Origin of the sequence: Acinetobacter tibetensis (assembly GCF_023824315.1) — a bacterium.
Classification (GTDB): Bacteria; Pseudomonadota; Gammaproteobacteria; order Pseudomonadales; family Moraxellaceae; genus Acinetobacter; species Acinetobacter tibetensis.
The window spans coordinates 2,350,365-2,372,495 of the sequence record NZ_CP098732.1 but is presented as its reverse complement, the minus strand read 5'-3'; the positions used below and the strand labels follow the sequence as shown (position 1 = coordinate 2,372,495).

The window sequence follows — 22,131 nt, the reverse complement described above, 5'->3', positions numbered from 1 at the left end:
GGTATAATGATTATAAGTTTTGTAGATGAATATAAAATTGATAGTTTGAAATTCGAAGAAACAGGCGCTTTTGATCCTATTTTGGGGGTGGATACAAGGCTTTTTATTGATCCAAGTTTAATAAGAGATACAAAAATACCTGAATTTAAAAATGCTTATTCTAAAATTCAAAATTTTTTTGAAAAAGTTATTAGGTTGTTGAAGCAAGCCCAAGAAACTTCTAAATCAGATTTATTTTGGAAAAAGGCTTTAAGTATATTTAAAACAAATGAAATTAAAGGTTTTAGTATAGGTTACTCATCCAGTAATCAAGGGAGTGGGATAGGAGAGAAAAAGAAACAACAGATATTGGAAAATATTAAAGCAATAATCGAAGCTGGCAACGAGGATCCAGCCATTTTTGAATTAGTTGGTGCTTTTGAAGATGGTGTTGGTCCAGATTTAATAAGTGATATGACAACTAATATTTTAATTGATGAGTTGATTGCATATACACAAAGAGTTTGTGCAGAATTTAAGATTGAGCTAAAAGAACTAAGATTCTCAAAATATTATAAACAAGCAAATTTACCTGAGAATCCTTATACAAAAGAACCGATTATACTAATACCTAAAGAGTTCTTAAGAGATTTGCCAGTTGCAAATGAGTTTGCTGATCTTAATTGGATTAAATCCCATAATGAAGAACTCCGAGTTTTCTTTAATGATTTGTTGGGTAACGCATATAAATCAGTTACTACCCAAGAAAAGAAGCAACATGTAAAAAATGTATTTATACAATACCCTGATTTGTTGAAAGAATTGTTAGAGGCCTATTCCAACTCAAGACCTAGTTATTATGACTTTAATGAAGATAAAACAGGGGAAGTGATTTGGTATAGAACAGCTCAAGATGTATTAGCTAAACAACCTCTAGAATTAACTTTAAAGAAAAACCCAACTTTGGATGATGTGTATACAGTAGTTAAAAAAATATGTATGCATTTTAAGGAATTAATAGAGAATAATGGGCTGAGTAAGTTACTTTATGATGATAAAGATAAAAGAAAGCATGAATCAGCAGCACAATTATTATTTTTTGGAATTGCAAGTGCATATTGTTATGCAAATAATTTAGATTTATCCCCCGAGGCCGATGCAGGTAGAGGACCTGTTGATTTTAAAATTAGTGTAGGTGCATCAACTAAGGTTTTAGTAGAAGTTAAGCTAACATCGAATAATCAATTAGCTCATGGTTATGAAAAGCAGCTCCCTATTTATCAAAAAGCAGAGAAAAGTCAAAAAGGCATATATTTAGTTTTATATAATGAAGGTATTACTAAAGGGCGTTGGGAATCCTTCAATTCATTAGTTAAGGATACGGGACTAAAAAATTTAGACGTTATCATTGTTAATGCTATTCCTAAAGCATCTGCAAGTGTTGCTGATGAATAATCATAAGTGGAAAATTATTGAAAATGAAAATTTAAAGTCCTTTATTTAACCTTTTGACCCCTGCGGTCACAAAATAGACTCTACAAACTCAAAAGCTTGTCTATAATCTGTTCACCATTTCTAAAACACATGGAGAACAAAAATGGTAACCGCTGGCGAAAAACCTGGAACAGGCTTCTATTTTTGTATTCAATGCGGACACCGCGTTTACTTAGAAATTGGTACAGACCGTTTACCCCCGTGTACCAAATGCCTTGGCAATCAATTTAACAACAAGATTGCCTAAGCTGCACACTGCAAACAGTGATCCGCTGTTTTGAATAAAGCCCTGTCACACCAGATAGGGCTTTTTATTTGTATCAAGAAAAGGATTGAAGGGAACGAAACCTGATTTATGCTTTCAGGTATATCTACCGCTATGAGAGTAAGTTCACGATCAATGGCTCTAAAGAACAGGTTATATGTAATCTAAAGCATTATTTATGTTCATAAAGTAATCAAAGCTTCGCTTAAATGATTAAATTTTGTTTAGCTCACCAATTTTTTGAATACATTATTTCTTACATTTATGACGCCATTATTTTTTAAAATGATCAATAGACATTGAGCATAAGCGCGTTATACTAGGGTTACCATTTCTAAAATCTATGGAGAACAAAGATGGTTACTGCTGGCGAAAAACCCGGAACAGGCTTCTATTTTTGTGTTCAATGCGGACGTCGAGTCTACTTAGAAATTGGTACTGATCGTTTACCCCCGTGTACCAAATGCGCTTGCACTCAATTTCAAAAATAAAAGTGATTAAGCAACAACATTAAAACAGATATCCCTGTTTTAAAAAAAGCCCTATTCATCCATAGGGCTTTTTGTTGTTATGAATAATATAAAGATATAGGACTTGGTATGCAGTCATCCCAATTGGGCACATTATTAATTTAATTCTTGTGCTAAAAGCTGTCCTTCAGTAGTGAGTTTTTCTGCCATTTCTGCTGTTTTTTTCAAACCCGGCATACGGAACTCGGTATGACCATAGTCATGAATAGACTTCCAGCGTCCACCCCAAGTTAAACCGACCGACTCGGCAACTTCACCATATAGTTGATAGCCTTTCCAAGCCCAAGGGTCACGTTCAGAAATTACCACTTTGCCATCCCGTTTAAATGCAACATCCGCAGCCAAGCCAAATTGGTGATAGCTCTGGAAGGCTTTAGCACGCGTGGTGTTTTTATTGCCAGAAAGCATATTTTGACGTGCAGGACTACGGTAACCCTCTAACAATACCAGTTCATAACCATAACGTTCCTTCATGATTTTAAACACCATCAATAACCGTTGCTTGTAGCGTAAATTCATCCGATCCCATTTACGGTCAATCAATGAAGTATCAAAATGCCCATGACTTTGTTCAAATGTCGTATCCCGCTCTAAAGAGAAAGGTTGAGCCGTTACACTGTTGTTCTGTGCTTGATATTGCTGTTCTAGTTGCATGGCCTCAACAATTGCAGCGTCCACCAACTGTTCATCGACCTCTGGTGGTGCTGTCAGTATTTCACCATTCAATAAGGCATAAATTTGTGGGTCGACTTTTTCCAGATAATTGGCTTCGACTTTGGTTGGATCAATGGGGCGGGTAAAGGCAAACAGTAGAATACTGCCCAATAAAAAGAATCCAGCAATCAAAATCCACCATTGTTGTAAATGCCAATGGGTTTGAGTTTGCTCAGCAGAAGCGGCATAACCCATTTCTTGTGCAAAATGACGTGCGTGCCCAAGCTTTTGTTTGCTGCTGGGTAAAATCATCCGCACATAATTCAAGGTTCGCAGCCGAAGCTCGTAAGACATTAACAAGCTCAAACCAATCACCAACGCTAGAAAGCTACAGCCAATAAAAATAATCATCTTAGTTTGACTGTACAGCAGGTGATGATGGGTGTGTGGTTTGTGCTTGAGGCTGAGCCAATTCAGCTTCTTTATCCAGTTGATCTAATAATGCAGGTTTCACTACGCCTTGTGCTAGTGGCTTTGCCGTTGGGGTCATAGGTTGAGGTTTCTGCACTTTTTTTTCGATTATGCCCACATCTTTGCTCGCTAATTCCGGTTGCTGACCCAGATTGGCGAAGGGTGAGCTGTTTGGAGTATGCTTATTGAGATTGGTCGGACTATTCACTGAATGTTTAAACAGTGCGGACATCTCTTGTTCATTGATTTGATTCGGATAATCAATATCCTCATCTGCTGTAGTCGCATTTTCCACGGGCTTGGTTTCGAGGGGAGATGTATGCGTAGTTGTCTCAGCTTGATTCGGTTTTATGTCAGTGGATGTTGTTTTTTCAGAGTTTTGAGCATAAAGATAAAAACCGAAAAAGCCACAACTTAAAATAATGCCACCGACAAACCCCGCAATCACATAAATGCTTGAACGCTTTTGTGGTTTTGCAGGGTTCGCTTTTAAAATGCGCAGGGTATTTTGTTTTTCTTGAGCCATATGCCACCAACAATTTAAGGTAAATAAATCGTAATATTGGCCTGTTCCGTAGGCGTACTAATTACATTATTAAATGGCGCAAGTGAAGTCTGCGTTTGTTGGTTAAGCGAATATCTTAAGCCTGCAAAAGCCAGAAGGCTAAAAATCAATAAAAATAGAATAATCCAGACGAAAGGAAGTTCACGATGAATGATGTTCTTGATTTGATCAGGTAGAGCCGAAAAAGGCGAGAATGCTGCTTTTTTCCCTTTTAAGTAATCAATTTCATCTCCAATTCGTGCCACCAAATGGTTTAGACTTTCAATCGACTCAATCCGATATTTGCCTTGAAAACCCAACAGTAGGCAATAATGAAAAACTTCGAGTGAGGCGAGTCGGTCTTTACCTTTACTACGCAGTTGCTCTAAAACCTCAAAGAATTGATAACCTGCCAGTTGTGAACCAAACAGGCTTAATTGCAATGGATTAATTAACCATAGATTTTGCAAATTAAAAAAAGCATCATTTTGCTGCGTGACGATAGTTTCATCCAACAAGGCACAATAGGCATATTTGGCATCATGAATATCTTCGGCAGAAAATTGTAATTTGCGTGCCTGCTGTTCAAAGCGGTGTAATAAATCCAGAACTTTTTGTCTAAATTGTTCGGGTTGTTGAGGGACATATTGGTTTCTTAATAAAAAAACCACATAAAAACCGTCATACAGTAAATCAATTAGGCAGGATGTTGGCTTCACAATCGCAGAGTGATAAGGCAAGGTATTTGAACCAATTTGACCATCATCAAACAAAGAGGGTGCCTGACTAGAAGAATTCATTTTTATTATTCCTTAGCTATTCATCACAGCAATTAATTCAATACTAATGTCTTGGAAACCAGATGGAACATAAATACAAATGGTTTCAGAAGACAACATCTGTTGGTAAAGTTCATGATGAGGTTCAATTTCAAAATAACTCACCCCTGAACGCACAGGAATGGCAGTTGGAACCTGCATTAAGTGATGTAATGGAATCGCAGGAAGTGCTGCAACCACACGTTGTTCGACGTCAATGGTACTACCCACTTTAAAGCGTAAAGGAACAATTTGAATCAGTTCATGCGTTTGCATCATGCTACTCGAGACAGAAACATAGAGTCGGGTATCTCGGGTAATTTTATCTGTTTCAAGACTACCGACCCAGTACGATGGACGTGTTTCTTTTAGGCTAATACTGATGTAGCGGTTTGAAATAATCGTATCGAGTAAGTCTCGTAAAATTTGCTCTAAATCACTGAAACTCTGTTGCAGTTGGTGATGTTGGTATTTGGGCAGTTGGTCTACTTCATAGACGGATGAGAACGTCAATAAAGAACCAGTCAATCGTAACAGTTCAGAAAATAAGCGTTCAGGATGAATCTGAGGGTGTTGAAAAATATGGTTGAGGCAAGAATATGCTGTATTAAGTGCATTGACCAACCAAAAAGACACAATATCACCAGAACGAAATTCAATCAGTTTTTGTTCATTTTCACGATTATTAGATTGAACGGTTTTAATCTTGGCACGAATGATATTTAGCAGACGTTTCAACTGATTTAACAATGCTGCATTTGATTCAATATGCAATAACGGTGGAATAAACTTCGGGTCAAGTTCAAAATGTCCTGAACTTTGGCGCTTAATCATGCCAACGGGTAGATACAAGAAACCGTCCATTTCATGGGTTGGCATGATATGTGGTTCTAATAGCTTAAATTCTGCACGACGTTGCAATAGGGAAATTTCAGCAGGAGATGCATCGGTAAACAGGTCATGGGTTTCAGTCAAATAACAATGATAACGACTCGGCTGTGAACTTTTTTCATATGACACATTTTTTTTATTGGCTTGTACGATAGGAATCGCCAAATAAATTTGCATTTCACCTTGCAAGTTTAAATGGTCCAATAAAATGGGTTCGGGTAAAAGGTCACGTGAGGGAGCGGCATAAATTTCACCGTCTTGCCAGATCATTTCAATTGCTTCTAAAGCCAAAACGTTTAAGTTCAATTGGCTTTCATCGAAGGTAATCTTTTGAATACCGTAGGCAAAAGGGATGGTCGCGCGAATGGTATGATTTAGATGCTGTTCGTGATAACGGTCTTGTAATTGAAAGTGTTGAGGACGTAAAAATAGGCCTTCGCCCCAAAGAATTTTTTCTGCTTTAAACATGTCAATTACCAGTTACTTGTTTCATTGTTGGTTGAGGAGATGCCCAATAATTCTTGAACAGATTCGAGAGGATTTTCCTGTTTAATGACCTGAGCTAACCATTCATGTAAAGGCATTTGACTCCATTTAACCGTCTTTTGCAGCATATAACTCACTGGGCTATGCGGTTCATGCGTTTGAAAATAATCGGCAATGTCCTGTAAAACTTTGATGGCTTGTTCCCGATTTTGTAAATGACTTTGTGGGGAAGGCTGAAAACCTTGTTGTGAATGCAGGGGCATAGCGAAAGCTGTTTCTGTTTGAGGCAATTGACGAGTGTCTGTTGATATTTCAAGCGTAGATGAAGTGTCTAAAGTGTCAGATCCATGTTGAAATTGATCCGCTTTATAAATTTTCTTTAATGATTTATGGATATCTTCAAGTTGTGAGTCGATATGCGCAAAGCTTGGAGCTTCCAGTTGCATGAGTTGATCTAGTACCAGTTTTAAGGTTTCCCAATGCAATAAAAGTTGTTCAAAACTTTGGTAATTCTGTAATTGTACCGTTCGGGAACTTTGCGCAAGTGCGAGGTCAAATTGCTCAAGTTGATTCGAAAATACCGTATCATCATCTGCTTGTTTTCTTTGATTGTTGTTCTGATACAGAAAATTTTCATAATCACATAAAGAATAAGCTGGCGAACTTTCAATCAATGGTGTTTTTTTGATTAATAGCGGAAGTTGATTGACTAAACCTTTTAATAATCCCAAGCGTTGATCTAAGTCATCCTCTTCAATTGCAGGGTGTAACTTGAGCCAGAATTGTTCTAATAAGCGGTGTGACAGTTCCAGACTCTTCGCTAAGCCATGAAAACCATATAAATTTGCCCATGCTTCGGATAACCAAGTGAGCAGTCGAATATCTTTGGTTTTTTCAATCAGAAGTTGGCAACTTTGTTCTGCAACAAAATTCCAGTCAGCTTGTTTCGGTTCTGTAATCCAGTCGCCTAAGATCAAAGATGGATCATCTTCAGTCTTGGCTTTTTTAATGGCGTGAAATTCATTGGAAAAGGATAAATCTTCCCCACATGCTTTTGCACCCGAAATGGGTTCGAGCAACTTGTCTAACTCTATATTCATAGTACGAAATAATCCAATTTACGTTTTATACAGTTTCAGCTTTGACTGCTTTGGCTTTTTTCTTTTTAGATTGTTTTATCTTAGAATCAAGAACATAAATGAATTCATCATTGTCTACGTCTATCCAAATTTGATTTGGCAACTTTTGTTCGCTTAAAGCCAGCAAAATTTCTGTCGCTAAAGCAGGTAGAATCGAGGCATTTAAAATATGATCTACATTTCTGGCACCGCTATCCACTTCAGTACAACGACTAAGTAATAGCTCGCTGACATCATCACTATACTGAACCTGCACATGATATTGCTGCTCGATGCGTTTGATAATTTTTCCTAATTTATGCTCAATAATTTGAATTAAAAGATCATCATGTAATGGGAAATATGGAACAATTTGCATGCGACCTAAGAATGCAGGTTTAAATTGCTGATATAAACTTGGTTTTAATTTATCAAGTAGTTGCTCAGCAGTAGGCCATTGCTCGACTGGATGATTTAGACAGGCTTGCATGATGCTGCTTGAGCCTGTATTTGAAGTCAGTAAGATCGTAGTATTTTTAAAATCAATGACACGTCCTTCACCATCTTCTAGAGTACCTTTGTCGAAGACTTGGAAAAATAATTCTTGAACATCTTGATGTGCTTTTTCAATTTCATCCAATAAAACAACACTATACGGATTTCGTCGTACAGCTTCGGTCAATACGCCACCTTGACCATAGCCGACATAACCCGGAGGCGAACCTTTTAACGAGGAAACGGTATGGGCTTCTTGGTATTCGGACATGTTGATGGTAATTAAGTGCGATTCACCGCCATATAATTCCTGCGCTAGTGTCAGTGCTGTTTCGGTCTTACCTACACCACTTGGTCCCACTAACATAAACACACCTTGTGGTTTATTGGGGTCTTCCAGCTTGGCTTTAGCAGTTTTAATACCTTGAACTAGCAGTTTTAACGCATAATCTTGACCCATGACGCGTTGTTCAAGTTTGTTTTTTAGGTTCAGTATTTGTTTAATTTCATCGCTGACCATGTTACCAACAGGAATACCCGTCCAATCAGAAATAATTTCATTGATGATGGTGGCATTCACGCGGTCAAACACGAGAGGGTTATTGTCTTGTAATTGGAGAAGTTTGAATCTGAGTTCAGCAATTTGCTCATTACAGTTAACTGCTTGGCCATCTTGCAGCGCTTGGATTTGTTTGACTAAAGCCAGTTCTTGCTGCCATTTTTGTTGTATGACTTGAATATTTTGTTCTAAACACAGAATATTTTCTTGAATGCTGTTTAGACGTTCTTCATGAATTGGATTGCTTTGGTGTTCATTCTGTAGAATGTTTAGTTCTAATTTAAGATTGTGTAACTGCGCTTGAAATTGGTCTAATTGAACAGGTTGAGCATTCTGGGTAAGTGCGACACGCGCAGCCGCAGTGTCTAAAACGCTAATGGCCTTATCGGGGAGTTGACGCCCTGTAATGTAACGATGTGATGCATGAACTGCGGTTATAATTGCTTCATCATCAATTTGTAACTTAAAATGTTCAGTCATAACTGGAATCATGGCGCGTAGCATATCAATGGCAACAGCTTCGGTTGGTTCCTCAACTTGAATGACTTGAAAGCGACGACTTAAGGCTGCATCTTTTTCAAAGTATTGTTTATATTCTGCCCAAGTTGTTGCCGCAATAGTACGCAGTTCACCACGAGCTAGCGCGGGTTTAAGTAAATTTGCAGCATCATTTTGCCCCGCTTGTCCTCCTGCTCCAATCAGTGTATGCGCTTCATCAATGAATAAAATAATAGGATGACTTGAACTTTGAACTTCCTGAATAATTTGTTTCAGTCGGTTTTCAAACTCACCTTTTACACTGGCTCCTGCTTGTAATAACCCCATATCTAAGGTGTGAAGTTGTACATTTTTGAGCGCATCTGGAACGGAATTTTGTGCAATTTTTAAAGCAAGTCCTTCAACAACCGCTGTTTTTCCGACGCCTGGTTCGCCAGTTAAAATCGGGTTATTTTGTCTACGTCGCATCAGAATATCGAGCATGAGGCGAATTTCATGTTCGCGTCCAATTACAGGGTCAATTTGTCCGTTTTGTGCTTTTTGCGTCAAGTTGATGGTGTATTGATTTAAAGCAGGTGTTTGCGAAGTTGATGGTTGGATAGAACTAGAGGGAAGATCAGTTTTTGGCTGTACTACTGGCGTTGTATCACATTCGGTACTGTTTCGACAAATGTCTAAAAACTGATGTTTTATCGTGTCGATTGGCAACATAGTTAAGTGTACAGATGCTCGGGTTGCAATCTGGTGTAAATCAGCCGCAGTAAGTAATGCAATCAATAAGTGGCTACTTCGAATAACAGGTATTTTCTCAGCAGAAGCCACTAGCCAAGCTTGTTCGAATAAACGAACAATAGACAAAGCAAAAATAGGGGTACGAGTGTTGCCTTTAGGCAATAATGCAATACTTTGGCTTAAATCATTTAAAAGTTCTTCATGCGCGATTTTGTATTTTTTTAATATGAGTTGCAGATCATTATCTGAATTTTGTTTCACCAATTCAGTCAGTAAATGCTCAATCTCTATTTCAAAATTTTGTTGAGAAACACAAAAGTTTGCTGCCTTTTCTAAAGCTTCACGTGCAGGAATAGACAGTTTTGTAATTAAAACTTTTAAATTATTCATTATGGATCTCAGCTTTTGAGACTAAGATTTGAATCACTACTTTAATACGAATATTTTTGTTGGTTAAGTTATTAATAAAAAAGTAATAATCAAATTTTCTTAGTCAAAAAAATCATAACTTTCTAGCATGAAAAATTATGTTTTTAAGTAATTGGTATAAAGTCGTGCGAATCATATATCATAAAATTTAAGAAAAAAAGTGTTATTTAAATTTATTAAATGTCGAAAGATGACAAAATTTGTCTTGACTACTGTAGTTAATATTTAGTTAAATCTGCCTACTTTAAAAATACATAAAGTAAAAACCAGAATATAAACGGTTAAAACTTTAGACAAAGACTTAATAATAGAGGTTGTTTTGAAGACAAATATTCTCTTATGGGCAGGCTTAATGCTGTCTAGTTTATCTATGAGTGCATTTGCGAGTAATTCAGATATTGATATTTCTCGAAGTTGCATCAAGAAAAATCCGTTAGTTTCTGGTGAAAATGATCCTGTTTTATTAAAAACATATAGCCAAATTTGCGATAAAAAAAACGCAGATAATAAAAATGGTTATTTAGTTCAAGCAGCGCAACGTTTTCAGCAAATTGGTCGAAGCGAAAAAGCTTTAGCACTGGTACAGCAGCTTGAAGCTGAAAAAGTACAGGGTAATACCTTGACTGATGTCAAGTTCCTCGCGGCGACTGATCTTGCAAATGATGCTCTGAAACAAATGCGTCAGAAAGAAATGCGCTATCTTAGCTCGGACATTACTTATCCTGCTGCAAATGAACTCATTCGATCAATTGATTCAGCAAAACCAGCCTCAGTTTTATTAGAAACTGCTTTAAATACGGCTGAAAGGAATCAATCAACGTCGAAATCATCGAAAACAAAAGCAGCAAAATCAGCAAAAGTCGCAACAACTGCAAAAACTAAGGCTAAAACCAAATCCGCAGCGACAACAAGCAATAAGACTAAGACAAGTACAACGACGGTTAAAGTAAATACAACCAATAGTAATACGAACAGCAGCAGCAACCCTTTTGCGGGTTTATAACAATTTAAAATACAAGGTTTTAAATCATGGCTAAACGAGAAAGCGTGCAAAAAAAATTGCAACGTATTCGCCCCCCGCGTGTCCAACTTACTTATGACGTAGAAGTGGGTGAAGGGAAAGAAATTAAGGAACTCCCTTTTGTTGTCGGTGTTTTAGGAGATTTTTCTGCGGCTTCGGAACAGGAAAAAACCAAACTTAAAGATAAAAAGTTTGTGAACGTCGATTTAGAAAATATTGATGAAGTCATGGAGTCGCTTTCGCCACGAGCGACTTTTCAGGTACAAAATACGCTTTCAGAAACGGGTGGGCGCTTTGGGGTTGATTTAACCTTTAAATCAATGGATGACTTTAGACCAGAAAACATTGCACAGCAAATTGAACCCCTTCGTAAATTGGTCGAAGCACGTGAACGTTTAACAGATTTACGTAATAAAATTTCGAATAGTGAACGTTTAGAAGATTTGTTAGATGATGTTTTAAAAAATACCGAACAAGTCCGCCAGTTGAGTGAAGAAGTAGGAGCGGACAATGAATAACATGCAATCGGCACTTGCTGTACAAGATAACTCCGCTGAATTAACTTTACTCGATTCTATTGTTGAACAAAGTCGTATCGCTCGAAATGATGAAGAGCATGACCGTGCGAAAAGTCTCATTGCTGAATTAGCTAAAGAAGTGATGGCTGGAACAATTACAGTTTCAGACAATATGTCGATGTCGATTGATAAGCGGATTGCCGAAATTGATGACTTGATTTCCAAACAATTAAGTCAAATTATGCATCATGCTGAGTTTCAGAAAATTGAATCGACATGGCGTGGATTGTATTACTTCTGCCAAGAATCACCTTCAAATCCGCTCATTAAAATTCGGGTATTAAACACCACGAAAAAAGAGTTGATTAAAGATTTTCAAAGCGCGACAGACTTTGATCAAAGCACCCTATTCAAGAAAATTTATGAAGAAGAATATGGTTCCTTTGGTGGAGCACCGTATGCAACTTTGATTGGTGATTTTGAATTTGACCGTACCCCAGCAGATATGTATTTGTTAGAGCAAATCTCACATGTTGCTGCGGCATCTCATGCTCCGTTTATCTCTGCTGCCAGTGCCAATATGTTAGGTCTGGAATCGTTTACCGATATTGACCGACCGCGCGATGTCTCGAAAATTTTTGAAACTGCTGAATATGTGCAGTGGCGTTCATTCCGTGAAAGTGATGATGCCCGTTATGTGGCATTAACCATGCCACGTGTTTTAGGTCGTTTACCCTATGATCCAAAGCAAGGCATGCAAACCGAAGGCTTTAATTTTGTAGAAGAGGTTTCGGGTCAAAACCACGATGAATATTTATGGATGAATGCTGCTTATGCATTTGGTACACGTTTAACCAATGCATTTGATATGCATGGTTGGTGTGCTGCAATTCGTGGAGTAGAAGGAGGGGGATTGGTTGAAGGTTTACCAGTACATACCTTTAAAACCAATGATGGTGAAGTTGCATTTAAATGTCCAACCGAAATTGCGATTACAGACCGTCGTGAAAAAGAGTTAAGTGACCTTGGTTTTATTCCATTGGTACATTGTAAGAATACGGATTATGCCGCATTTTTTGGTGCGCAATCTGCGCAAAAACCAAAGAAATATGACAATGATACTGCAAATGCAAATTCAGCATTATCGAGTCAGATTCAATACATTATGGCAGTTTCTCGTATTGCACATTATTTAAAAGCCATGATGCGTGACAAAGTGGGTAGTTTTGCATCAGCAGGTAATGTCGAAGCCTTTTTAAATGAATGGTTAGCAAAATATGTGCTCTTGGATGATGGGGCTTCTCAAGAAGCAAAAGCCCAATTTCCATTAAGAGAGGCTTCCGTGAAAGTTGTAGAAAATCCAGCAGAGCCTGGTCACTACAAGTCTGTGGTTTTTTTAAGACCACATTTCCAGCTGGACGAGTTGTCCGTATCTTTGCGACTCGTCACTGAGTTGCCTCAGTCTTCTAATTAAATTAAGAACAGCTCAATAATTAAGAACTTTATAATATAGGATAATCTCATGAAAGATATATACGTCGAATTTCGAGGTAAATACAAAGTTGATGGTGAGTCACGCGACTCAGAGCACAAGGGTTGGTTAGAAGTAAACTCTTGGGCACACAATATTCGTCAACCAAAATCTGCAACCTCATCTAGCGTGGGTGGTCACACGGCTGAACGTGTTGAACATGCAGATATGCATTTTGTAAAAGACCTTGATGCGACTAGCCCGAAACTATGGGAAGCATGTTCAGCAGGTTACACTTTTGATGAAGTGCAAATTGATTTTTACCGTGCCAATGGTGATAAGCGTATTAAATATCTTCAAATTAAATTGAAGCATGTTCTCGTTTCAAGTGTAGCGCCGATTGTCAATGAAGAAGGTGTTCCAACTGAAACCTTCGGCTTGAAATATGCTGCTGTTGAGTGGACGTATAATCAACAAGATATTAATGGTACTGCGAAAGGTGCAGTGACCAAGAAATGGTCATTGTCGAATAACACAGCATCGTATGCTGCATAACTGAACTCAGATCAATACATAGAGGATGACCATCGTTGTCCTCTATTTTTGAATGCAGAATAAATTGACTTAGATAATGAGCATGAGTTTAGAACAGTTACATCCCTACGGTTTTCAGTCCACGCTGTTTGATCGCTTACTTCCTGAAACTGAAAGTATAAGAGGACTTTCAATTCAAGAATTAAGACAGTCAGTCGCCAATGATCTTGAAGATTTGCTCAATAGCCGTATGGCAAAATTAGATCATATTATTGATGCTTATCCTTTGTCTAAACAATCAATAGTGCAATTCGGTATTATTGATTTTGTTGGACTTTCTACAGCAAACCCACTCGATCGAGAGCAAATTTGTCAGTCTATAGAGCAATCAATTTCGGCACATGAACCGCGATTAAAACAAGTCAAAGTGGAAATGCTTCTGGATGGTCACAATATGGGCGCATTGTGTTTAACCATTCAGGCTTATTTAAATATTCATCCTTTATATGAGCCTGTCGTTTTTGATGCGTTGTTAAAACCAACGACGCAACAATATGTTATTTCTGCGCAATCTTAAGGTACAAGGACAACGCTGTGATTGAAGAACTTTTACCTTATTACGAAAAGCAGTTGCAAGAGTTTGCACTACAGTCGAGAGAGTTTTCGAAAAAGTATCCTAAAATTGCGCAACGGTTATCACTGAATCAAGAGCAAATTGATGACCCACACATTGAGCGACTAATCCAAGCTTTTTCTTTAATTGCAGCAAGAATTGATAAAAAATTAGAAGATAGTTATGACGTGTTTACACGGTCATTATTTGAGGTGATGTTTCCTCAATATTTAAGACATTTTCCTGCTTGTACTGTTGTTAGTTTTGAAGATATTGAAAAGCAAAAGAAGCTAACAGAAGTCACAATTATTCCAGAAAAAACCACACTTAAATCACGAAGTGTGAAAGGCGTACAGTGTGAGTTTAAAACGAGCTTGGCTGTTCGACTATTACCGATACAGCTTAAATCCTTAGAATTTAAGACCAATCAGAGCTCGCATTTGCACTTGAACCAAAATGCCACGTTGGTATTTTCTTTTGAAGCGTTTAATGGCGCAGAAACATGGTTGGACAATGAAGTTATCCCAATATATTTAGATGCAATTTCTAATTTTCCTTTGCAGTTTTTAGATACAGTGTTTAGGTCTGAAACCAGTTTTAGCTTGAAATCAGGTCAGCATATATTGCCAATCGAAAATCCATTTGAAGTGATGGGCTTTACAGAAAAAGAAAGCTTATTGCCTTTAGATCAGCATACTCACCATGCTTATCGGCTTTTAATGGAATATTTTTGCTTTTCAGAAAAATTTAACTATCTTCAGTTGAATTTAAAGCAGCTAAAAAAATTTACGCAGCGAAATAGCCAATTTGAATTACATGTGCATTTAAAACTCAATTTGACTGACCCTGCAATTGTTCATAATTATTCAGCTTTAAATATTGCGAATTTCAAGCTTTTTAGTAGTCCAGCAATTAATTTGTTTGAGAAAAAAGCTGAGCCACAGAAGATTGATCATAAAAAATTAGAATATCCAATTTTAACAGACGCACATCACCCTGAATTTTATCGTGTTTATTCTATTCTTAATATGCAAATGATGAGAGAAAAACACGATCAAGATGCCGTGACCTATCCGATTTCACCATTTTTTGCCATGAGTCATGCGCATAAAGAGGATGCACGATATTTTTATGCATTGAATCAAAAACAATATCAACATAAAAACATTGAATTGGGTTATTCCATTATTTCTCGGCATTTGAATCCTCATGAAATCAAGTCTGATTTTATTAGTACAAATTTACTGTGTTCTAATGGTAATTTGCCTTATGAGAGCATGAGTTTAAGTCAGCATACTTTAAATATGAATGGTGTGGGCTTAGTTCGGCGTGCGCAGGTCTTAAAACGACCTTCACCATGTTATGTTTTTAATGGAAATAAAGAAGAACAGTGGCGACTGATTTCACATTTGTCTTTGAATTTGATGACATTAATGCAAGAAAATGCGGTACCCCATATTCAAGAATTACTGGCTTTATATAATTTATCAAATACCAAAGAAAATCATCTATTGATTGATGCCATTCAGGGCATTGAATTTGAATCAATGCATAAAATGATGAATATCAAGCCATTCCCAGCTTTTGTCCGCGGTATAAAAGTCAAAGTATCAATCAAAGCAGAAGTCTTTCGTGGGCATAGTTTATATATTTTTAGCCAGTTATTGAGCTTTGTATTCAACTTAAAAGTACAAATGAACAGTTTTGTGGATTTGACAATTTTTGATCATCAATCAGGACAGGAGTTATACCAATGCGTTCAGAACGTTGGTGGCAAGAAGCTTCTGTAATTGATGGTCTGTTTCACATGCCTACAGCTTATGAGTTTATCCAAACGACTCGGCTGTTACGGCATGATCCTATTTTTAATCAAGTTCAACATTGGGCGGATCGTTTTAGTTTTGAGAGCTCAATTCAGCTCAACTTTCCTATTGCAGAGATTGAGTCATTAAATTTAGCAGAAGATAAAATTGAACTCAAAAACTTGATGGTGGGCTTGCTTGGGATACAAGGGGCATTACCTTATAGCTATACGCAGAAAATAAAGTTATCACCTCGTAAGCAACGTGATGAAGTACAGAAATTTATTGGACTTTTTAATCATAAGTTGACTGCTCAATATGTCGATTCCAGTCTGGTTTATAACTTACCTGTTCGTTACGAAATTGATCAGAATAATCACTATTTAACAATTTTACATGCATTAAATGGTTTTGTGCGACAGCAACATCAGTCTTCCGACTTGAATGACTTTTTTGCTGAGTTTTCAGGATTAATGCAAGGACAGAATAATAATGTTCATGCCTTGAAAACGATGTTGCATTGTGTGTTTAAGCAAAAGATCGAAATTAAAGAATTTATTGTTGAAACCTTTCAGCTTAATGATGTTCAGAAAACCAGTTTGGGTGGTTTGGCTAAAAATGCTTTGGGTTTAAATACTTTTTGTGGTGAAAAAGTCCGTCAGGTGGATGGAAAAATAGAAGTTCAAATTGGGCCTTTAACTTACCCACATTATTTAGATTATTTGCCAGGGAAAGGTTTAAGTGAACAACTTAGAAAGATTTTTAAGAGTTGGTGTGACCCGACTTTGCATGTTGATGTTCGTTTAATTTTGAAAAGGACTGACAAGAAAGCAGTTCAAATTGGTGCAAATCAATCATTGGGTTTGGGGCAGGGAACTTTCTTAATGCCGAAATTAACAGAAGATCATAACGAATTTTGTTATGCGTTAATACGAGAGATCTAAAATGCTTAAAATTATATTCAGTACAGTTTTAAGTATCTTTATTTTAAGTTCTACGCTGATTATTTATTACTGGCGTGATGCTAAATTTGAACCGACAGCACAAGATTTATTGCTTTATTTTGTGTTGATGCCTTTTTTGATTTCATTGGTAGTGCTAAGCCCTTATCTCATATGGAAGCTATACCAATTTATACAAAATAAGCAGCAAGATTCAAAACTGATTGAAGCTCATCCATCCCTTGAAAGCGAAAATACACAAAATCGGCTCAATCCTGAATATCTACGTTTAAATGTTTATGCAACTTCGCTGCAATCTGCTTTGGGGAAAAACCAAGAAATATTTGCAAAAATGGCGGAAATGCCTGCACCCGCATTGGACTCCAAACTTGTGAATCAGATGGGTAACCCAATTTTATCTTACCGAATGCCTGATCCTGTCGATGAGTCTTTAGACCATGAAATGGATCGCGCTGAGATAAGCGAAATTCAACAACGCATACAGGCATTGATGCAGGCTGAACTCAATGAAAATTGTGCCTCCTTATTAACTATTGTGGAGCATTTGAAAAATTCAGCGCTGTTTTATGACCAGCAACTTGCTTATGAATATCGTATGCATCCTGCTTGGATTCGCTCCGATTATCAGGAAGATGAAGAAGAACAAACAATGGTTATGGATATTCCTCGCCTCAATATGTTGAATATTCATGTGGTACTTTCCGATTACTTACTCCATGTTTGGAATGAACAATCGAGTGATGTATTAATTGAAGAGTATTTGCAGAGTTTAGGGCTGTTAGTACAACAAATAAACGTACATTACCATTATTGGGGTACAGAAAATGCCTATGCGGAATGGATTAAACTGCTTAAAACCATTCAGCATCAAAAGGATGAAATTTCATATATCACCGTGGTTGACTCAGCCATAGATCAGGACATGATTGACGAACATCTATGGACAATTGATCAATATATTCCTGCAGAGTTCATTGGCAGTTGTTGTATTGCAGCCGAATCAGTACAAGTGTCTGAATTATCCAGAGTAAAAGTGATCGAACTGGTTGAAAACGAAATAAATTTGATGAATTTTATTGGTAAATTAGGCATTGAAAACTTAGAACAATATGCGAACGAAACTCCGTTTTTTGTGGTGCCAGATAATATTGCTCAAATGAAAGTTGCTCAACAAATAGCAACCCATATTGGTTCATCAAACATACAGTCGTATCACTGTTTATATAGTCATTACAGTTTAGGACATACGCAAAGTTTGGCTAAGATTTTCGGATTTCTTCTTGGGCTTCAAGCACCTGAATCTATGCATAGTTTTGTGTTCAGTCTGGATGCTCCACACACACATGTGATATTTCAGTCTGAAGAATTACTATCAGAATTAAATACTTAAGAATATTAAAATTGACGAGATAACAATGTATACAATTTTAGGCTACTTGTGGCAGTACATTACCAATCCAAAAGCAATGATTGCACTTTCCATATTGGTTGCTCTGATATCTTCATTTAATGTTGTGCCACGGCATATCTTTATCATGCTATGTATTGCCTATCTTTTAGGTTTGATCGGTTATGGTATTTATTGGCTGATTCAGCGTCGCAAACATGAACAGCAAGGTGAACAACTTGCAGAAGCAATAGGTAAAGAAACTGAATCTGAGTACGGTCAAACCCAAAATAATGAAGAACTAAGACTGATTCAACAGCAGATGAAAGAATCCATTCAACTGATTCGTAAATCAAAGTTGGGGGATAAAAAGGGTAATGCCGCTTTATATGAGTTGCCTTGGTATATGGTCATTGGTAACCCAGCAGCAGGTAAAAGTTCGGCGATTTATAATTCTGGATTGAAGTTTCCATTTGAAGAATCGCATCAAAAAGTGGTCTCTGCGGGGCTAAGTGGAACCAGAAACTGTGATTGGTTTTTCTCCACAGACGGCGTTTTATTAGATACAGCGGGTCGCTACTCTGTGTATGCAGAGGATCATGGCGAATGGCTTGGCTTTCTAAAACTATTGAAAAAAAATCGACCGAAAGCACCTGTGAATGGGTTAATTGTGGTGGTTAGTATTGCCGAACTGATTAGTCAGAGCCCTGAAAAATCACTAAAACTAGCCAAGAACTTAAGAGCCCGGATTCAAGACTTAACAGAACGATTAGAAGTTTTTGCACCAGTTTATGTGGTGTTTACGAAAATGGATTTGATCGCGGGTTTTACTGAGTTTTTTGAATGTTATGAGGGTCAGGAATTCGATCAAGTGTGGGGTGCAACACTTCCGTATCATGCAGACTCTTCACCAAATGCTTCAGACTTATTTGAGCAACATTATAATACGCTATTTGATGGCTTAAAAAGCGTAAGCACCACACATCTAAGTCGTCGCCACGCACAGAATATTTCACCTGGGGTGATGACTTTTCCGCTTGAATTCAAAACATTAAAACCAGCGGTAAAGACCTTTATTGCCGCATTGTTTGAAGACAATCCTTATCAATTTAAACCTGTATTTCGTGGCTTCTATTTCACCAGTGCATTACAGGAGGGCATCATTGAAAGCCCGATGACGGAGCAAATTGCACAAGAATTTGATCTAAACTTGCTGCATTCTGGAGATTCATCGAAAAAAACCAATGCACAAAATCATGGTTATTTCTTAAAAGGCTTATTTTCAAATGTGATTTTGAAAGATAAGAATTTAGTGAAGCAACATATTAATCCTTTGCGTAAACGCCAACGTTACTTGGGCTTTATGGTGGGTTTGATGACTGTCGCTATGGTACTTGGCGTATGGGTTTGGTCTTATCGTAATAATCAGCAATTGATTCTCGATGTGCAAGCAGATCTCAACAAAGTCCAACAGTTGGAAAAAACATCTGAAACTGATTTGGGGACACAATTAGAAGCGCTTTTAATTCTACAAAATCGATTGCAGCAATTAGATACCTTTGATCAAGATCGCCCTTTCAAATTTTCATTTGGTTTATATCAAGGTGATGAATTACGTGAGAAGCTTCAAGGTGAGTATTTGAAAGGTATTCGGCAGATTGTGCTGGAACCTTCGCAACAGAATATCGAGCAATATTTGCAGCGGGTTAAAAGCAATGAAGCAACGCTGAAGGCGAATCATGTCAATGTACAAATTCAGCAATTGGCAGCCAATAAAAATCAACAGTACTTTGAACCGTCTGATACCAATCCTCAAGATGCTTATAATGCTTTAAAAGCGTATATCATGCTAAGCAATCCACAGTATATGGATGCAAGTCATCTCAGTGATCAGGTGACAAAGTTCTGGCGTTCTTGGTTATTGGCAAATCGTGGAGCCATGCCGCAAAGTGAGCTAACGCAAAAAGCGGAGCAAGTTTTAACTTATGCGATGTCTTTAGCAAATCAAAAACAGTTCCCTGTATTAGAAGCAGATACCCAATTGGTGGATCAAACTCGTCAAGTCATGGTGGCTGTAGTGCGGGGTATGCCTGCACGAGACCGAGTTTATAATGAAATTAAAATGCGGGCATCAGTTCGTTTTCCTGCACTGACTGTTGGTCAGATTGTCGGTGAAAGTAACAAGACCACATTAATGGGAGGCTACGCGCTGCCCGGTGTATTTACTTATAAGGCATGGGATGATTATGTTGCTCAAGCGATTGAAGATGCTGCGAATAAACCCACCGATACGAAAGATTGGGTGCTGAATACGACTCAGTCGGATGATTTAACCTTTACTGGAAGCCCAGACCAAATTCGAAAACAACTCACGCAACTGTATAAGCAGGAATATATTGCAGAATGGAAAAAGTTCCTGAACGCCGTACATTATGCGAAAGGAACAGACTTTAATAGTGACGCTCGTATTGTCGAAATCTTAGGTGAACCACAAAACTCACCAATCAGAATATTGATCGAACGTGTAACCAAGGAAACCAGTTGGGATAACCCTGTTGTACAAGCTGAATTGGCAGCCCCACAAACAGGTTTTGTTGCATGGTTTAAGCGTACGATATTAAGACAAAATAACGAAGATGCCATAAAGAAAGCCATTAATCAGGCTCAAGGACCAATATCGCAAGAGTTTGTATTTTTCTACCAATTGGTACGTAAGCGTGATGATCAGCAAAACCAGTCTCTTTTGGATGAGTATTTAAACAATCTTTCTCAGGTACGTAGTAAGTTTAATGATTTAAAAAATGCAGGTGACATTGGTCCAAGCGCTTTGACCGTTGTTAAACAAACCATTAATGAACAAACTTCAGTATTTAATACCACACAGAAAATTGTGGATGAAAAATTAATGGTTGGGCTGAATGCGACAGATCAGCAGGTGTTACAACGTCTATTGGTAAGCCCATTGACCCAAGCTTTTAATGCGTTATTGCCACCTGCACAAAACGAACTGAATAAATTATGGGTGATGCAGGCTTATCAACCATTTAGCATGACTTTGGGGCAAAAATATCCATTTAATCAGGGCGCGACGATACAAGCGACCAGTGCGGAAATCGCACAGATTTTTGGTGAAACAGGCAGTATTGCTCGTTTTGTTAAAGAAAGTCTGGATCCTTTGGTGATCCGTCGTGGATATATGTTGTCATCTAAAACATGGAAAGATTTAGGTATAGGTCTAAACCCGCAGTTTGTGATGAATTTTCAAAGTTATGTTGCACCTGCTAATGGCGTAGCGACAGGTGATTTAAATCAAACAACACCTTCTGCTGCAGCGAGTCAATCGAATTTCCAATTCTATCCATTACCGAATCCAAAATTGCTGTCTTATAGCATCGATATTGATGGTCAAAGAATGGTGTATGAAAATGGAATACAGCAGTGGGTGAATTTTATTTGGCCAAATCAAAATGCAATTCCTGGTGTCAGAATTACTGCCGTCGACTTAGCAGGGCAAACCCATACAATTTTTGAGGCGCCAGGTGAATATGGCATTAACCGACTGATTGATTCTGCGCAAAGAAAACAACAAAACGGTAGTTTTGAAATGACTTGGTCAAGCCCGAAAGATCCATCACTTTTTGTGAAGCTAAACTTCCGCCTGATTAGCGGTAATAGTGGCAGTAATGTTGGTGCTGGTCGAGGTTATGCAGGATTACAACTGGTTGATAAAGTGGTTATGGACAAAGCTGTGCGGGTTGTTGCTGCACAAGTTGCACCGACCCAAGTCAATATAAAAGCAGAACCTCAAAATTTGACGTCCACTTCACAAGTTTTATCAGGAGTAAAACCACAATGATACG

At 37.7% G+C, this 22,131-nt stretch carries 18 protein-coding genes; 12 read left to right on the top strand and 6 right to left on the bottom strand.

The annotated features are described in order from the left end of the window. Positions 1–6 precede the first annotated feature (6 nt). The 3 genes from M5E07_RS11555 to M5E07_RS11545 all read left to right on the top strand — a co-directional run bounded on the left by M5E07_RS11555 (position 7) and on the right by M5E07_RS11545 (position 2,229). Positions 7–1,434 (top strand): DUF8370 family protein, encoded by a 1,428-nt coding sequence (locus M5E07_RS11555; protein WP_252219388.1) that lies wholly within the window; start codon positions 7–9, stop codon positions 1,432–1,434. Between the two features lie 142 nt (positions 1,435–1,576). Continuing rightward, positions 1,577–1,720: a zinc ribbon-containing protein gene (locus M5E07_RS11550; protein WP_120402943.1), complete on the top strand. Its 144-nt coding sequence runs from the start codon at positions 1,577–1,579 to the stop codon at positions 1,718–1,720. Between the two features lie 374 nt (positions 1,721–2,094). Continuing rightward, positions 2,095–2,229, top strand: a complete 135-nt coding sequence (locus M5E07_RS11545; protein WP_016165874.1) for a zinc ribbon-containing protein — start codon at positions 2,095–2,097, stop codon at positions 2,227–2,229. Positions 2,230–2,364: 135 nt separating this feature from the next. On the opposite strand, the gene M5E07_RS11540 is transcribed toward M5E07_RS11545, so the two are convergent. The 6 genes from M5E07_RS11540 to tssH are packed head-to-tail and all read right to left on the bottom strand — an operon-like array spanning position 2,365 to position 9,927. Further along, positions 2,365–3,333, bottom strand: a complete 969-nt coding sequence (locus M5E07_RS11540) for a M15 family metallopeptidase (RefSeq protein ID WP_116759454.1) — start codon at positions 3,331–3,333, stop codon at positions 2,365–2,367. Between the two features lies 1 nt (position 3,334). Continuing rightward, positions 3,335–3,919: a hypothetical protein gene (locus M5E07_RS11535; RefSeq protein WP_252219386.1), complete on the bottom strand. Its 585-nt coding sequence runs from the start codon at positions 3,917–3,919 to the stop codon at positions 3,335–3,337. A 14-nt stretch (positions 3,920–3,933) separates the two neighbouring features. After that, positions 3,934–4,737: a type IVB secretion system protein IcmH/DotU gene (icmH, locus tag M5E07_RS11530; protein ID WP_252219384.1), complete on the bottom strand. Its 804-nt coding sequence runs from the start codon at positions 4,735–4,737 to the stop codon at positions 3,934–3,936. 12 nt (positions 4,738–4,749) lie between these two features. Further along, positions 4,750–6,114, bottom strand: a complete 1,365-nt coding sequence (gene tssK, locus M5E07_RS11525) for a type VI secretion system baseplate subunit TssK (protein ID WP_252219381.1) — start codon at positions 6,112–6,114, stop codon at positions 4,750–4,752. Between the two features lie 5 nt (positions 6,115–6,119). After that, positions 6,120–7,232 carry a type VI secretion system protein TssA gene (tssA, locus tag M5E07_RS11520; protein WP_252219378.1) on the bottom strand — a complete coding sequence of 371 codons (1,113 nt, stop codon included), beginning with the start codon at positions 7,230–7,232 and terminating at the stop codon, positions 6,120–6,122. A 25-nt stretch (positions 7,233–7,257) separates the two neighbouring features. Further along, entirely contained in the window at positions 7,258–9,927 is a 2,670-nt protein-coding gene (gene tssH, locus M5E07_RS11515; protein WP_252223795.1) for a type VI secretion system ATPase TssH, read from the bottom strand. Between the two features lie 355 nt (positions 9,928–10,282). Between tssH and M5E07_RS11510 the strand changes: the two genes are divergently transcribed. The 9 genes from M5E07_RS11510 (at position 10,283) to tssM (ending at position 22,127) form a co-directional block, all read left to right on the top strand. Next, the gene (locus M5E07_RS11510) at positions 10,283–10,966 is read left to right on the top strand and encodes a hypothetical protein (RefSeq protein WP_252219375.1); all 684 of its coding nucleotides are present in this window, start codon (positions 10,283–10,285) and stop codon (positions 10,964–10,966) included. Positions 10,967–10,992: 26 nt separating this feature from the next. Continuing rightward, positions 10,993–11,502: a type VI secretion system contractile sheath small subunit gene (gene tssB, locus M5E07_RS11505; RefSeq protein WP_016165882.1), complete on the top strand. Its 510-nt coding sequence runs from the start codon at positions 10,993–10,995 to the stop codon at positions 11,500–11,502. Then, the gene (gene tssC, locus M5E07_RS11500) at positions 11,495–12,976 is read left to right on the top strand and encodes a type VI secretion system contractile sheath large subunit (protein WP_116759440.1); all 1,482 of its coding nucleotides are present in this window, start codon (positions 11,495–11,497) and stop codon (positions 12,974–12,976) included. The genes tssB and tssC overlap by 8 nt, the downstream gene beginning before the upstream one ends. A gap of 48 nt (positions 12,977–13,024) precedes the next feature. Then, positions 13,025–13,528: an Hcp family type VI secretion system effector gene (locus M5E07_RS11495; RefSeq protein ID WP_116759438.1), complete on the top strand. Its 504-nt coding sequence runs from the start codon at positions 13,025–13,027 to the stop codon at positions 13,526–13,528. A gap of 82 nt (positions 13,529–13,610) precedes the next feature. Beyond that, positions 13,611–14,084, top strand: coding sequence for a type VI secretion system baseplate subunit TssE (gene tssE / locus M5E07_RS11490; RefSeq protein WP_116759436.1), 474 nt, complete (start codon positions 13,611–13,613; stop codon positions 14,082–14,084). A gap of 17 nt (positions 14,085–14,101) precedes the next feature. Continuing rightward, on the top strand, positions 14,102–15,910 hold the full coding sequence (tssF, locus tag M5E07_RS11485) for a type VI secretion system baseplate subunit TssF (protein ID WP_252219373.1): 1,809 nt from the start codon (positions 14,102–14,104) through the stop codon (positions 15,908–15,910). Next, positions 15,874–16,866, top strand: a complete 993-nt coding sequence (tssG, locus tag M5E07_RS11480; protein ID WP_116759432.1) for a type VI secretion system baseplate subunit TssG — start codon at positions 15,874–15,876, stop codon at positions 16,864–16,866. Before tssF ends, tssG begins: the two co-directional genes overlap by 37 nt. Position 16,867: 1 nt before the next feature. Further along, complete coding sequence (locus M5E07_RS11475; RefSeq protein WP_116759430.1) at positions 16,868–18,274, top strand: hypothetical protein; 1,407 nt, start codon at positions 16,868–16,870, stop codon at positions 18,272–18,274. Positions 18,275–18,299: 25 nt separating this feature from the next. Next, complete coding sequence (tssM, locus tag M5E07_RS11470) at positions 18,300–22,127, top strand: type VI secretion system membrane subunit TssM (protein ID WP_116759428.1); 3,828 nt, start codon at positions 18,300–18,302, stop codon at positions 22,125–22,127. Positions 22,128–22,131: the final 4 nt, after the last annotated feature.